The 14431-nt window shown below is 71.0% G+C and carries 15 protein-coding genes; 2 read left to right on the plus strand and 13 right to left on the minus strand.

The window, feature by feature from the left end; genetic code table 11:
* Positions 1-106 precede the first annotated feature (106 nt).
* A complete protein-coding gene (locus ACFPZN_RS00580; RefSeq protein ID WP_378278956.1) occupies positions 107-1708 on the minus strand; it encodes a GMC family oxidoreductase in 1602 nt (533 codons plus the stop codon).
* Positions 1709-1859: 151 nt separating this feature from the next.
* Between ACFPZN_RS00580 and ACFPZN_RS00585 the strand changes: the two genes are divergently transcribed.
* Together ACFPZN_RS00585 and ACFPZN_RS00590 are read left to right on the plus strand one after the other, a co-directional pair.
* Positions 1860-2477: a cob(I)yrinic acid a,c-diamide adenosyltransferase gene (locus ACFPZN_RS00585; RefSeq protein ID WP_378278958.1), complete on the plus strand. Its 618-nt coding sequence runs from the start codon at positions 1860-1862 to the stop codon at positions 2475-2477.
* A 126-nt stretch (positions 2478-2603) separates the two neighbouring features.
* Positions 2604-3434: a DUF4097 family beta strand repeat-containing protein gene (locus ACFPZN_RS00590; protein ID WP_378278960.1), complete on the plus strand. Its 831-nt coding sequence runs from the start codon at positions 2604-2606 to the stop codon at positions 3432-3434.
* Positions 3435-3542: 108 nt separating this feature from the next.
* On the opposite strand, the gene ACFPZN_RS00595 is transcribed toward ACFPZN_RS00590, so the two are convergent.
* The 12 genes from ACFPZN_RS00595 to ACFPZN_RS00650 all read right to left on the minus strand — a co-directional run bounded on the left by ACFPZN_RS00595 (position 3543) and on the right by ACFPZN_RS00650 (position 14149).
* A complete protein-coding gene (locus ACFPZN_RS00595) occupies positions 3543-5078 on the minus strand; it encodes a M28 family peptidase (RefSeq protein WP_378278962.1) in 1536 nt (511 codons plus the stop codon).
* Between the two features lie 132 nt (positions 5079-5210).
* Complete coding sequence (locus tag ACFPZN_RS00600; protein WP_378278964.1) at positions 5211-5672, minus strand: DUF2550 domain-containing protein; 462 nt, start codon at positions 5670-5672, stop codon at positions 5211-5213.
* Between the two features lie 487 nt (positions 5673-6159).
* Entirely contained in the window at positions 6160-6546 is a 387-nt protein-coding gene (locus tag ACFPZN_RS00605; RefSeq protein ID WP_378278966.1) for a F0F1 ATP synthase subunit epsilon, read from the minus strand.
* Between the two features lie 72 nt (positions 6547-6618).
* Positions 6619-8049 (minus strand): F0F1 ATP synthase subunit beta, encoded by a 1431-nt coding sequence (gene atpD / locus ACFPZN_RS00610; protein WP_378278968.1) that lies wholly within the window; start codon positions 8047-8049, stop codon positions 6619-6621.
* Positions 8050-8052: 3 nt separating this feature from the next.
* Positions 8053-8958: a F0F1 ATP synthase subunit gamma gene (locus ACFPZN_RS00615; protein WP_378278970.1), complete on the minus strand. Its 906-nt coding sequence runs from the start codon at positions 8956-8958 to the stop codon at positions 8053-8055.
* A 6-nt stretch (positions 8959-8964) separates the two neighbouring features.
* Positions 8965-10602, minus strand: a complete 1638-nt coding sequence (gene atpA / locus ACFPZN_RS00620) for a F0F1 ATP synthase subunit alpha (protein ID WP_378278972.1) — start codon at positions 10600-10602, stop codon at positions 8965-8967.
* A gap of 40 nt (positions 10603-10642) precedes the next feature.
* Positions 10643-11461: a F0F1 ATP synthase subunit delta gene (locus ACFPZN_RS00625; RefSeq protein WP_378278974.1), complete on the minus strand. Its 819-nt coding sequence runs from the start codon at positions 11459-11461 to the stop codon at positions 10643-10645.
* 64 nt (positions 11462-11525) lie between these two features.
* A complete protein-coding gene (locus tag ACFPZN_RS00630) occupies positions 11526-12098 on the minus strand; it encodes a F0F1 ATP synthase subunit B (RefSeq protein WP_378278976.1) in 573 nt (190 codons plus the stop codon).
* 37 nt (positions 12099-12135) lie between these two features.
* On the minus strand, positions 12136-12360 hold the full coding sequence (gene atpE, locus ACFPZN_RS00635) for an ATP synthase F0 subunit C (protein WP_378278978.1): 225 nt from the start codon (positions 12358-12360) through the stop codon (positions 12136-12138).
* A 74-nt stretch (positions 12361-12434) separates the two neighbouring features.
* Complete coding sequence (gene atpB / locus ACFPZN_RS00640) at positions 12435-13235, minus strand: F0F1 ATP synthase subunit A (protein WP_378278979.1); 801 nt, start codon at positions 13233-13235, stop codon at positions 12435-12437.
* 116 nt (positions 13236-13351) lie between these two features.
* Positions 13352-13585 (minus strand): AtpZ/AtpI family protein, encoded by a 234-nt coding sequence (locus ACFPZN_RS00645; protein ID WP_378278981.1) that lies wholly within the window; start codon positions 13583-13585, stop codon positions 13352-13354.
* Between the two features lie 81 nt (positions 13586-13666).
* The gene (locus tag ACFPZN_RS00650) at positions 13667-14149 is read right to left on the minus strand and encodes a hypothetical protein (RefSeq protein ID WP_378278983.1); all 483 of its coding nucleotides are present in this window, start codon (positions 14147-14149) and stop codon (positions 13667-13669) included.
* Positions 14150-14431 lie beyond the last annotated feature (282 nt).

Below are 14431 nucleotides of genomic sequence, written 5' to 3' on the forward strand. Positions count from 1 at the left end.
ATGTGACGCACTCGGACGAACCCGAACCAGAGCGGGATTCGCGGCGTCCCAGGCCGGGCTCGACGGTTCGCCGGAGGGGCCCTGAAGAAGGGTGCGGCGGCCCTCTTCAGGCGGCCGGGGAAAGGGGACGGCGGCCGCGGATCAGGTCGGCGGCGCGCTCGGCGATGGCGATCGTGGGAGCGTTGGTGTTGCCCCGCGGAACCGCCGGCATGACCGAGGCGTCCACGACCCGCAGGCCCTCCACGCCCCGGACGCGCAGATCGGGGTCGCAGACCGCGTCCTCCGAGCCGCCCATGGCGCAGGTGCTCGTCGGGTGGAACAGCGTCGCGCACTCGCGGCGGGCGAAACCGGCCAGCGCGTCGTCGCCGTCCACCTGCTCGCCGGGCGCCCACTCGCCGCCGACCATGGCGGCCAGGCGCCCGGTGGCCGCGATGCGGCGGGCCTGCCGGATCCCCGCGACCAGGATGTCCAGGTCGGCCCTGTCCGCCAGGTACGCGGGATCGATCAGCGGCTTGGCGTACGGGCTGGCGGAGCGGAGCGTGAGTGCGCCCCGGCTCGCGACCGCGACGGCCGTGACCATGACCGACAGCAGCCGCTGCGACGGCTCGACCAGGCCCTGCTCGATGAACGGGGTCGGCAGGACGTGGTACTGCAGGTCGGGGGCGGGCAGCCCGTCGGCGGTGCGGGCGAAGCCGCCCGCCTCGGCGATGTTGGAGGCGAACGGGCCGCGCGTCACCGCCCTGTAGAGCGCGAGGTTGCGGGCGTTGGCCAGCTCCCAGAGGCCCTTGACCCGCGGCGTCGCGAACATCACGTTCACGAACGGGTGGTCCTGGAGGCCCCGGCCCACGGGCGCGTCGACGAGGACGTCGATGCCGTGCTCGCGCAGGTGGGCGGCGGGGCCGATGCCCGACAGCATGAGCAGCTGCGGGCTGTTGACGGCGCCGCCGGACAGGATCACCTCGCCCTCGGCGCGGACCTCGTGCCGGATGCCGCGCCGCTCGTACCGGACGCCGGTCGCCCGGCCACGCTCGACCAGCACGCCGGTGACCAGGGCGTCGGTGACGACGGTGAGGTTGGGACGGCCCAGCGCCGGCCGCAGGTACCCGTCGGCCGTGGACCAGCGCCGGCCGCTGCGCTGCGTGACCTGGTAGAAGCCGACGCCGTCCTGCTCGGCGCCGTTGAAGTCGCTGTTGGGCGCCAGCCCGTACCGCACGGCGGACTGCACCCAGGCGCGGGTGAGCGGGTGCTTGTACCGCGGGTCCTCCACGCGCAGCGGGCCGCCGGCGCCGTGGTACTCCGACGCGCCGCGCTGCTGGTCCTCGGCCCTCAGGAAGTACGGCATCAGGTCGGCGTGGCCCCAGCCCGCGCAGCCGTGGGCGTCGCGCCAGGTGTCGTAGTCGTGCCGGTGCCCGCGAATGTAGATCATCGCGTTGGTGGACGAGCTGCCGCCCAGCGTGCGGCCCCGCGGCCAGTAGACGCTCCGGCCCCCGGCGTGCTCCTGCGGGACGGTGCCGTAGTCCCAGTCGTACGGGCCCTTGCCCAGCGACGCCACCGCGGCCGGGACGCGGATCTCCGGGGCGTCGTCGGGCGGGCCGGCCTCCAGCAGCAGGACGCGGACGCCCGGGTCCTCGCTCAGCCGGGCGGCCAGGACGCAGCCCGCGCTGCCGGCGCCCACGATGACGTGGTCGTACCCGGGGTCGTCGGTCATATCGGCCGCCTCCGCAGTCTTCCGTGGCCGGACAGAGCGCTCAGAGTCCCTGAAACCCTACCGAATCCCATTTCAGCGGCCGGGCCGAGCGGCCGCGGCACCGGCCACCGCGCCGATCGCCGCCCGGGGCCCGCGGAATAGGGTGGCGGGCATGGCGAAGAACAGGGACACCCCGGTCGTGCTGTCGCAGATCTACACCCGTGCCGGCGACGGCGGGAGCACCCATCTCGGCGACATGTCGCGTACCGCCAAGACCGATCTGCGCCTGGCCGCCTACGCCGACGCCGAGGAGGCCAACGCCGCCATCGGCGCCGCCATCGCCCTGGGCTCCCTGGCCGAGCCACTGGTCACGCTGCTGACCCGCGTCCAGAACGAGATCTTCGACGTCGGCGCCGACCTGGCCCGTCCCGTCATGGCCGAGGCCGACGGCTCGGCGCTGCGCGTGACCGAGGAGTACGTCGAACGCCTGGAGGCCGCCTGCGACGAGCACAACGCCGGCCTTCCGCCGCTGCGCAGCTTCATCCTCCCCGGCGGCACGCCCGGCGCCGCCCTGCTGCACGTCGCCCGCACGGTGACCCGGCGGGCCGAGCGGACGGCGTGGGCCGCGATCGAGCAGTACGGCGCCAGCCCGGTCGGCGAGGGCGACGGCGGCGTCAACCCGCTCACCGCCCGCTACCTCAACCGGCTCTCCGACCTGCTGTTCATCCTCTGCCGGGTCGCCAACGCCGAGCGCGGCGACCTGCTCTGGAAGCCGGGCGGCGAGCGGTGAGGTGGGGTTAGCCCCACCATCGGGACGCAGGCTCTCCACCTGGCCCGTCCCCGCCCGCCGATGTGAAGCTTGGAGCGTACGGGGGAACCGGCGAGAGCGGGAGTGAACGTGAAGACGCTGAGGGGCGTGGCAGTGGCGACCGTGGCGGCGGCGCTCGCGGCGGCGGTGACGGGCGGGTGCAGTGTCAGCTTCAACACCAAGACCCACCGCGAGACGCGGTCGCACACCCTCACCGGCACCTTCCCGGAGCTGCGGGTGCACGGTGACAGCGGGAGGCTGGAGGTCGTCGGCACCGACTCCCCGCGTGTGAAGGTCGTGGAGTATCTGAGCTGGTCGAACCCGAACAACAAGCCCAGGACCGTGCGGGCCGTCCGGGACGGCACGCTCACCCTCGAGACCAAGTGCAGCCGCACCGTCATCGGCTACAACGCGTGCGGCGCCGGGTACCGCGTCGAGGTCCCGCGCTCCACCACGGTCGACCTGCGGACCGACAGCGGCAGCCTGCGGGTGGACGGCCTGACCGGCAGCGTCATGAAGCTGCACAGCGACTCCGGCTCGGTCAACGCCGAGAACGTGCGCGCCGACAGCCTGTCCGCGACCGCCAACTCCGGCAAGGTCAAGGTGTCGGGCCGCGCCGACTCGGCCGAGCTGCGCTCTGACAGCGGGGCGATCGAGGCCGACGGCCTCCAGGCCAAGCGCGTCACCGCGCGGGCCAACTCCGGCGGGGTGCGGCTGCACCTGGCCTCCGTGCCCGACAGCGTCGACATCGACAACGACTCGGGCTCCGTCAAGGTCCTGCTGCCCACGGTCGACAAGGGGTACGCCTTCATCCTGCGGACCGACTCCGGCGCCCGGAACATCTCACCGGCGCTGCGGCAGGACAGCTCCTCCCCGCACCGCGTCCGGATCAGCAACGACTCGGGCGCGATCAACATCTCCCCGGCCCCGGAGGCCTAGCCCCTCGCGAAGCGACCTCGGGTACCGCGCGAGCGCGTTACCCGGCCGGTGAGGCGACGCCGGAGGCGGGCCTCACCGGCCAGACCGCGAAGCGATGCCGCGCTCGGATCAGCGGACGAGGTGGTCGCCGCGCCAGTCGAAGCCGGCTCCGGCGGACTGCCCGGAGAGCTGAGCGGAGGAGGCCGGGCGGCGCGTCTCCCCGTTCACCGGCAGCGTGCTGGCGGCCAGCCGCTGGGTGGCGAACGCGACCCCGTCGACGTGCGCGTCCAGCAGCTTCCAGTCGATGTTCGCGAGCGTGTCGCACGCGGTGTGGTAGCACGGGTCGTACGGCTTGCCCGCCTCCCCGCCGAACAGCGCCGCCTGCTCCGCCGTCTTGACCACCTCGGCGCCGCTGAACAGCCCCCCGGCCGGGATCCCGGCCTGGATGAACGGGCCGTAGTCGGACCGCCCGGTGAACTCGCTCTCCAGCGTCGGCAGCCCGCGCCCGGCGTAGTAGTCCTTGAAGATCTTCTCGATGGCGCCCGACCCGGGCGGCGGGGCCGTGCCGCCGCCGAGGGAGCCGTCGCCGTCGTAGACGCCGCGAACGCCGTTCACCGAGCCGAGCATGTCGAAGTTGAGATTCAGGGCGATCTTGGCGCGGTCGTTGTCGCTCAGCTTCCCGACGTAGTACTCGGAGCCGAGCAGCCCCTCCTCCTCGGCGCCCCACCAGGCGAACCGCACCTTGTTGCGCAGCCCCGCGGCGCCCAGCCTCGAGATCTTCTCCGCGACCGCCAGCAGCGCGGCCGAACCGCTGCCGTTGTCGTTGATGCCCGGGCCCTCCGGGACGCTGTCGAGATGGGCGCCGACCACCACCACGTTGTCGTCGCGGCCGCGCCCCGTCTCGGCGATCACGTTGGACGAGGTGCGCGTGCCGGTGACGGTGTCGGTCCTGACCCGCAGCTTCAGCCCGCCCGCCTGCGCCGCCCTGGTCAGCTCGGCGCCCAGCGCGTGCGGGGTCTCCACGACGGGCAGCGGGAACGCCTTGCCGAGCGTCCCGTTCACCAGGCCCTGCTCCGCCGGCAGGTTGAAGACGACCAAGGCGCCGGCACCGGCCGCCCGCGCGTTGGCGGCCTTGGCCTCGAAGCTGCAGCCGCCGCGCTGGATCAGCGCGACCGAACCGGAGGCGAAGCCCTGGAAGTCGGCCGCCTCGCAGCCCGCGGTGCCCGCCTGGCCGGACGCGGGGACGTCCACGGCCGCCGCGGAGGCGGTCACGTCGCCCGCCCCCGAGTACTGCATCGTCTGGAACTGCTCCTCCGGCTTGTAGGTCGCCTGGCCGGGGGCGGTCTGGGCGAACACCGCCGGGGTGCGCTGCTCCCAGTATTCGTACTCGAACGGCTGCACCCGCGGCGTGAACCCGGCCTTCTTCAGCCGCGCGACCACGTACTTCACCGACACGTCGTACCCCGGCCGGGACACGGCGCGGTTGCCGCCGTTGTAGTCGGAGATCTCCTGGAGCGCCTCCAGGTGCCGGCGGACGTCCGCGATCCGGACCAGCCCGGCCAGATCGGGAGCGGCCGTCGCGGGCGCACGCGGGACGGCGACGAGGGCGGCGCTCAGCGCGGACCCGGTGAGCAGGGCGGCGGCACCGGTGGCGAGTCTTCGCACATGCACTCCTGAGGTGAGGGAGCGGAGTCGGCTCGATCATTCCCCCGCGTCCCGCACGCCACAACGCACCCAAACGTCACAACACCGATACGCCTGCTCACCCGGAGTAGCGAACCGGCGGGCGTGCGCCGGCTACTCCGGCGGGTGCAGATCGACGGGGAACCCCGGCGGGGCCGCCTCCAGCCACGCCAGGAAGCCGGTCAGCGCCGCGGCGCTCATCGCCAGCTCCACCCGCAGGCCGCCGTCCCGGACCTCGATGATCGACGCCTCCGGCAGCAGCCCCTCGGCCTCCTCGCCCTCCGGACGGCGCCGGTTGGACACGACAAGGCCCCGGCGGTGAATCACCTGCCGGGGCCTCCTGCGGAATCCGAACGCGCGGTGCCAGTGCAGCACGTCGCCCTTGTAGCGGCCGATGCCCAGCCGCCAGGGGCCGGGCACTCCGTCCGCGGGCATCACGCGCAGGCTGCACTCCACCGCGCCGCCGCCGCGGACGAACAGCCAGCGTCTCAGCGCCATCAGGGCGAACGCCAGCACGACCAGCAGGACCACCACGGCGAGCACCCCGCCCGCGTCCCATGCCAGGTGCTCGCCCAAGTCCCCCCGCCGTTTCCTCGTGACGCCGTTCGCCGCGGCAGAGCCTCACCGGCCGGGCCTCACCGGCCCCGGCCGCAAGGCCTGGCCTACCGGGCCGGGCCGCGGACCGGCCGCGCCCGCCGGGCTTTGGAGGAGCCTACAGCCCGCGTGCGGGTGCCGCGCACGGCGCCCCATGCTCTGCGCGTCGACTCTTCCGTCCGCCAGGTAAAAGCGACCGAAACGCCCCAGGATCGCCGAAGGCCACGGCCGGTCCGTGTCACGAACCGGCCGTGGCCTCGGTGTTCATTGCATGCGCGAGCTGCGCTCCTCGCCTGGCGGCTCGTCGCTTGTCGCGCCTGCGGCGATCGCCGCATCGCTCCGAACTCGCCTTGACGGCTCGCTTCGCGATCAGTTCCTCGCAAGCTCGGAACTGGCTTCGCACGCGATCGCAGCGCCTGAGCGACCGTACGGGGCTGAGCCGACGGGCTTAGCCCCTCTTGGTTTTCGGTCAGCCTTCGGCGCCCGCCGCGCGCAGGCGGGCGCGGGCCCGCCGCTCGTGGGTGGAGTCCTGGTCACCGGCGGTCAGGGCCGCCTGCAGCGCCTGCCGCGCCGACGCCACGTCCACCTCGGCGCCCAGCTCGGCCTGCTCGGCCAGGATCGACACCTCGTCGTCGGCGATGGAGAAGAACCCGCTGCCGACCATCGCGCTGACCCACTCGCCGCCGTCGGCCGGCTCGACCTTCACCACGCTGCCGTCCAGCAGCACGCCCAGCACCGGGGCGTGGCCCGGCAGGATGCCGAGCTGGCCCTCGATGGTCTGCGCGACCACCATCTTGGCCTCCCCGGCCCAGATCTCGCGCTCCGGCGAGACCAGGCCGACCTTCAGAGTTGCCACAGTCCGTCCTCCGACTCCCGAAACCGGCGAAGCGGCCCCGGCGGGGCGGCCGGACCGCCCCGCCGGAACGGCTTACTTCGCCAGCTCCTTGGCCTTCTTCTCGGCGTCCTCGATGCCGCCGCACATGAAGAACGCCTGCTCGGGCAGGTGGTCGTACTTGCCCTCGGCGATCCCCTTGAACGAGGCGATGGTCTCGTCCAGCGGCACCGTGACACCGGGCTGGCCGGTGAACTGCTCGGCCGTGTACATCGGGTGCGACAGGAAACGCTCGATCCGCCGCGCCCGGTTGACGGTGACCTTGTCCTCTTCCGACAGCTCGTCGATACCGAGGATGGCGATGATGTCCTGCAGCTCCTTGTACTTCTGCAGGATCCGCTTCACCTCCTGGGCCACCTCGTAGTGCTCCCGCCCGAGGATCTGCGGGTCCATGATCCGCGAGGTCGAGTCGAGCGGGTCCACCGCCGGGTAGATGCCCTTCTCGGTGATGGCCCGGGAGAGCACCGTGGTGGCGTCCAGGTGCGCGAACGTGGTGTGCGGCGCCGGGTCGGTGATGTCGTCCGCGGGCACGTAGATCGCCTGCATCGAGGTGATCGAGTGACCGCGGGTCGAGGTGATCCGCTCCTGCAGCACGCCCATCTCGTCGGCCAGCGTCGGCTGGTAGCCCACCGCCGACGGCATGCGGCCGAGCAGGGTCGACACCTCCGAGCCCGCCTGGGTGAACCGGAAGATGTTGTCGATGAACAGCAGCACGTCCTGCTTCTGGACGTCCCGGAAGTACTCGGCCATGGTCAGCGCCGACAGCGCCACCCGCAGCCGGGTGCCCGGCGGCTCGTCCATCTGGCCGAACACCAGCGCGGTGTCCTTGAGGACGTTGGCCTCTTCCATCTCGACCCAGAGGTCGTTGCCCTCACGGGTCCGCTCGCCGACGCCGGCGAACACCGAGGTGCCGCCGAAGTTCCGCGCGACACGGGTGATCATCTCCTGGATGAGCACCGTCTTGCCCACGCCCGCGCCGCCGAACAGGCCGATCTTCCCGCCCGACACGTACGGGGTCAGCAGGTCGATGACCTTGATGCCGGTCTCGAGGATCTCGGTCTTGGACTCCAGCGTGTCGAACGCCGGGGCCTTGCGGTGGATCCCCCAGTGCTCGGTGATCTCCAGGGACGCCTTGGGCACGTCCAGGGAGTTGCCCAGCGCGTTCCACACGTGGCCCTTGGTGACGTCGCCGACCGGCACCTCGATCGAGTTGCCGGTGTCGAGCACCGGGGCGCCGCGGACCATGCCGTCGGTGGGCTGCATGGAGATGGCGCGGACCAGGTTGTCGCCCAGGTGCTGGGCGACCTCGAGGGTCAGCGTCTTGGTCTCGTCGCCCAGCGTCACCTCGACGTGCAGGGCGTTGTAGATCTCCGGGATGGCGTCGGCGGGGAATTCCACGTCGACGACCGGGCCGATGACCCGGGCGACGCGCCCCGTCGCCGTCGCCGTTTCTACCTGTGCGGTCACTTCTCACTCCCCGCCAGAATCGGCCAGCGCGTCAGCGCCACCGACGATCTCGCTGATTTCCTGGGTGATCGCGGCCTGCCGCGCCTGGTTCATCTGGCGCGTGTAGACCTCGATCAGCTCGTTGGCATTGTCGGTCGCCGACTTCATCGCCCGGCGGACCGCCGCGTGGAACGCCGCCGCCGACTGGAGCTGCATGTGGAAGATGCGGCTCTCGATGTAGTTGGGCAGCAGCAGGTCCAGCGCGGCTTCCGCGGTCGGCTCGAACTCGTAGGCCGGCGGCGCGGCGCCCCCCGCGGAGTCCGCGTCCCGCTCCTCGACCTCCAGCGGCAGCAGCCGGCGCACCTGCACCTGCTGGGTCAGCATCGAGACGAACTCGGTGTAGACCACGTGGATCTCCCCGACCCCGCCCTCGGCGTCGGTCTTGAGGAAGTCCTCCACCAGACGGCGGCCGATCCGCTCGGCGGTCGCGAAGTCGGGACGGGAACTGACCCCGCGCCACTCCGCGGCCAGCTCGCGCTCGCGGAACCGGTACCAGGTGATGCCCTTGTTGCCCACGACGTACGGGACCGGCTCGCGGCCCTGCTCGCGCAGCGCGGCCATCAGCGACTCGGCCTCGCGGATCAGGTTGGCGTTGTAGGCCCCGCAGAACCCGCCGTCGCTGCTGATGACCAGCACCGCGGACCGCTTGTCCTCCGGCTGCTCGCGCAGCAGCGGATGATCGATGCCCACGTGATGGCTGACCAGCGCCGACAGCGCCCGGGTGATCTGGTCGGAGTACGGCTTGGAGGCCGTCACCGCCTGCTGCGCCTTCACGATCCGCGAGGTCGCGATCATCTCCTGGGCGCGCGTGATCTTGGCGGTCGAGCCGACCGACCTGATCCGCTGCCGCAGTTGACGAATCTGAGCCATCTCGCGTCAGTCCTTCTTGACGCGGGTGATGGTCTCCTGCTCGACGGCCTCGTCCGCGATCGGCTCGACCGGCTCCTCCTCGCCCAGCAGGCGGCCCTCGCTGGTCTCGAAGCCCTTCTTGAACTCCGTGATGGCGTCCTTGAGGGTGGTGAGGCCGTCGTCGTCGAGCTGTCCGGTCTCGCGGATGGAGGTGAGCAGGCCCGCCTCGTTGCGGTCCAGGTGGTCGAGGAACTCGGTCTCGAACCGGCGGATGTCCTCCACCGGCACGTCGTCGAGCTCGCCGGAGGTGCCGGCCCACACCGACACGACCTGCTTCTCCACCGGGAACGGGCTGAACTGCGGCTGCTTGAGCAGCTCCACCAGGCGGGCGCCGCGGTCGAGCTGCGCGCGGGAGGCGGCGTCCAGGTCGGAGGCGAACGCGGCGAACGCCTCCAGGTCGCGGTACTGCGACAGCGACAGCCGCAGCGTGCCGGCGACCTTGCGCATCGCCTTCACCTGCGCCGAGCCGCCGACCCGGGACACCGAGATACCGACGTTGATCGCCGGCCGGACGCCCTGGAGGAACAGGTCGGTCTCCAGGAAGCACTGGCCGTCGGTGATGGAGATGACGTTCGTCGGGATGTACGCCGACACGTCGTTGCCCTTGGTCTCGATGATCGGCAGACCGGTCATCGAGCCGCCGCCCAGCTCGTCCGACAGCTTCGCGCAGCGCTCCAGCAGCCGCGAGTGCAGGTAGAACACGTCGCCCGGGTAGGCCTCACGGCCCGGCGGGCGGCGCAGCAGCAGCGACACGGCGCGGTACGCCTCGGCCTGCTTCGACAGGTCGTCGAAGATGATCAGGACGTGCTTGCCCTGGTACATCCAGTGCTGGCCGATCGCCGACCCGGTGTAGGGGGCGATGTACTTGTACCCGGCCGGCTCCGAGGCGGGGGCGGCGACGATGGTGGTGTAGGCCATCGCGCCCGCCTCCTCCAGGGTGCGGCGCACGTTGGCGATCGTGGAGCCCTTCTGCCCGACCGCGACGTAGATGCAGCGGACCTGCCTGCTCTCGTCGCCGGACTCCCAGGCTTCCTTCTGGTTCAGGATGGTGTCCACGCAGACCGTGGTCTTGCCGGTCTGCCGGTCACCGATGATCAGCTGCCGCTGGCCCCGGCCGATCGGGGTGATCGAGTCGATCGCCTTGATGCCGGTCTGCAGCGGCTCCTTCACCGACTGCCGCTGCACGACCGAGGGGGCCTGCAGTTCCAGCGCACGGCGCTCGTCGGTCTCGATCGGGCCCTTGCCGTCGATCGGGGTGCCCAGCGCGTCGACGACACGGCCCAGGAAGCCGTCGCCGACCGGGACCGAGAGAACCTCGCCGGTACGGCGGACCTTCTGGCCCTCCTCGATCTTGCTGAAGTCACCCAGGACGACGGCGCCGATCTCGCGCACGTCCAGGTTCAGAGCCAGGCCACGGGTCCCGTCCTCGAACTCGAGGAGCTCGTTCGCCATGGTCGAGGGCAGGCCCTCGACGTGGGCGATACCGTCGCCGGAATCGACGACGGTGCCGACCTCTTCGCGCGCGGCTGCCTCAGGCTCGTACGACTGGACGAAGCGCTCCAGCGCGTCCCGGATCTCATCCGGACGGATCGTCAGCTCCGCCATGATTCCTCTCTTGCTCCCTTAGGGTCGCTTGCCGGCCGCGTCAGCCGGCGAGCCGGCGTCGGACGTCGTCCAGCCGCCCGGCGATGGTGCCGTCGATGACCTCGTCCCCGATCTGGATGGACAACCCGCCGATCGTGCTGGGGTCGAGCTCGATGTTCAGGTGTACGTCGTGGCCGTAGGCCGTCGCCAGCACCGCGGCCAGCCGGGTCCGCTGGGCCTCGGTCAGCTCCACCCGGGTGCGCACGAGCGCCACCAGGCGCTGCCTGCGCTGGGCGACGAGCTTGCCGAACTCGGCGAGCCCGCCTTCCAGGCTACGGCCTCGCGGGCGAAGTACCAGCTCGGTGACCAGCGTCTTGGTGGCCGCGGTGGTCTTGCCGTCCAGCAGCGCGTCCAGCAGACCGGCCTTGCGGTCCACCGGCAGGCCCGACCAGGTCAGGGCGGCGCGCAGCTGCGGCTCGCCCTCGACGACCCTGGAGAACCGGAAGAGCTCGTCCTCCAGGTCGTCGAGCCGGCCTTCGGACTCGGCGCGGGCGGCCTCGGCGGTGACCGCGAGGGTCTCCAGCCCGTCCGCCAGCTCCGAGGGCTTGGACCAGCGCAGCCGCACCACGTCGGCGACCAGGCCGAGAGCGGCCGGTGAGACCTTGCCCTCCAGCAGGACCTGGACGAGCCGCGCCTTGTCGGCGCCGTCCCGCGCCGGGTCCGACACCGCCCGCCGCAGCCCGTGCTCGCGGTCGATCAGGCGCAGCACCGCGAACAGGTCCTCGCCGAGCCCGGCCGGGTCGGTGGAGGCGAGGACCGCCTCCAGCCGCTCCCTGGCCTCGGCCAGCGACGCCCTGCTCACCGCTCCCGTGATGGTCATGGGGCCTCCTGCGTCGGCCCCATGACCAGTGGTGCTGTGCTTACCCATTCCCTCGCAAGCTCGGTCATGAGGTGATCTGCTCCTGGGTACGGGCCCGGTCCTCGAGCTCCTCGAGGAACCGGTCGACCACGCGGCTCTGCCGGGCGGCGTCGTCGAGCGACTCGCCCACCACGCGGCCGGCCAGCTCGACCGACAGCGTCCCGATCTCGCCCCGCAGCGACTGCAGCGCGGCCTGCCGCTCGGCCTCGATCTGGGCCTGCGCGGCCTCGGTGATCCGGCGCGCCTCGGCCTGGGCCTGCTCGCGCATCTCGGCGATGATCTGCGCGCCCTGCTCGCGGGCCTCTTCACGCAGCCGGGACGCCTCGTGCCGGGCCTCGGCCAGCTTGGCCTGGTATTCCTTCAGCGTGGCCTGGGCCTCGGACTGGGCGTCCTCGGCCCGCTTGAGCCCGCCCTCGATCGCGTCGGTCCGCTCCTCCAGGGTCTTCTGGATCTGGGGAACGAGCTTCCAGCCGACCAGGAGGAGCACGATGATGAACGAGATCGTGCCGAAGACCAGTTCGGAGGTGTGCGGAAGGAGCGGATTGCTGTGTCCGCCCTCCTCCGCGGCCACCGTGGCGGCGGCCAGCAAATTGGTCATGAGGGTTCCGCCTTCCTGTCAGTGCGTGCCAGGAGGGTCAGCTGTGCACGAACGGCACAACGAAACCGATGAGCGCCAGCGCCTCGGTCAGCGCGAAGCCCAGCAGCATGTTCTGCCGGATCACGTTGGTCAGCTCCGGCTGGCGGGCGATGGCCTGCACGCCCTGGCCGAAGATGATGCCCACGCCGATACCGGGGCCGATGGCGGCGAGACCATACGCGACAGAACCGATGTTCCCGGAGACTTCGGCGAGAATGCCCATGGACTTTCCTTCTCGTTCGGCGGTGGGGAGCCGCCCCACCGGAGGTTGCTTACTAGTGACGGGTACTGGGTCGGTCAGTGGTCAGGGTGCAGGGCGCCACCGATGTAGGAGGCGGCGAGCAGGGTGAAGATGAACGCCTGCAGCGCCTGCACGAAGATCTCGAAGGCCGTCATGACGATGGTCATGAGGAAGCCGATCAGGCCGACACCCGCCCCGAGGACGGTGAGCTTCTCGGCGAGGAACCACCAGGCGACCGACGCGAAGAACGCGATCAGCAGGTGGCCGGCGAACATGTTGGCGAAGAGCCGGACCGCGTGCGTGAACGGGCGCAGGATGATGTTCGAGAGGAACTCGATCGGCGCGAGGATCACGTACAGCGGCTTGGGCAGGCCGGGCGGGAACATCATGTTCTTGAACCACCCGATGAAGCCCTGGTGCTTGATGCTCAGGAACCACATGATCGCGTAGACGAACAGCGCCAGCACGATCGGGAAGGCGATGTGGGAGGGCGCCGGCAGCTGCATGACCGGGACGACGCCCATCCAGTTCATGATCAGGATGAAGAAGAACGTCGAGATCAGGAACGGCATCCACTTGTCGCCCTCTTTGCCGATCATCGGCCGGGCGATCTGGTCGCGGACGAACAGGTAGCCGACCTCGCCGACGTTCTGCACGCCGCGCGGCACCAGCTTGGGCTTGTTGAAGGCGGCCCAGAAGAAGCCGACCACGATGATGACCGAGAGCGTGACGATGAGGGTCGGCTTGGTCACCCAGGCGGGCGCGCCGTGCCAGAGCGGCCCCCAGTCGAAGATCTCGGTCCCCGGGGCTTGGAACTCGTCTCCGCTCGGGGCGGCGAGGAGGTGTCGCGCACTCACGCGGCAGTCCCTTCGTCAGTGACTCTGCAGGTCGGTCGGTTCGTCAGGTGCGGCCCCGAGGGCCGCGCGGCGTCAGTCCCGGTCGGCGGCGGCCTGTGCCCCCGCCTCCGGCGCCGTCAGCGGCCGTAGCGGTGGTAGACCAGGTAGAGCGCGAGACCGAGGCCCACCAGGATCCCGATGGGGAACATCGCCGAGGTGCCCCACCAGCGGTCCAGCAGCCAGCCGAGTCCGCCGTAGACGGCCATCCCGCTCAGCACGTAGCTGGGAATCGACCAGGCGGCGTTGGCGAAGCTTCGCTGTCCGGAGTCCTCGTCGGACTTCGGATCGGGCGGGTGCCCCTCCTCGCTCATCGCAGGACGGACCATAGCAGGCCACCCCCCTGATGGTCATATTGGAGTAGTCCATCCGCTCCGGCGCCGCCCACGGGGTCATCACGGTCCCCGGTCGGCGGCCGAACCGGCCGTGGACACGGACCCGGCCGTGGCCTGGGAGGAGTCGTGCGGGAGGTCGGCGGCGGCGGGCTCGTGGTCCACGTACAGGGTCTTGGCCCTGGTGGAGGTGAGGATCTCCGCGCCGATCCAGACCAGGGTCAGCGCGATCACCGACCAGCCGAACGCCTTGGAGTCCCACACCGTGACGCCGTCGAGGCCGGCGACGAGGGCGAACATCACGAAGATCTTGGTGATGTAGCTGAAGACCGCCGCGGTGAACATCATCTGCGGCGAGATCCGGGAGGCGTAGCTGACCGCGATCACGCTGATCGAGAAGAAGGCGATCACGACGAACGTACCGATGGCGGCACCCAGCGCTCCCTTGGACCCGGCCAGCGCCAGGCTCGCCGCGATGGCGGCGATGCCGGCGATGCCGGTCGGGATCGCGGCGCCGCGGAGGATCCGGGCGTCGGAAGAGTGCATGTTGGCTCCGGCTGGTCACGTTTCGTGTTCGTCCCTTGCTCGTGAAAGGTATCACAAGCGTCCGGAACGTCCGCAATTACCCTAGATGTAACGACTTCGGACGGCCGTCACCGGCGCGAACACCACGGACTGTAGCCCAGGTCGACCGATGGTCACGCCGGAACGACCCGAGCACGCCGCGTATCCCGCACCCCGGAGCCTGCCAGAAACCGAGCGCCGTTCAAACCCCTGGGGGGTCGTGAACCGGACCGTAACAGATCAAACCGTGGCGGATCAGACCGT

Source organism: Actinomadura rugatobispora (assembly GCF_042656285.1).
In the GTDB taxonomy this organism is placed as follows: Bacteria; Actinomycetota; Actinomycetes; order Streptosporangiales; family Streptosporangiaceae; genus Spirillospora; species Spirillospora rugatobispora.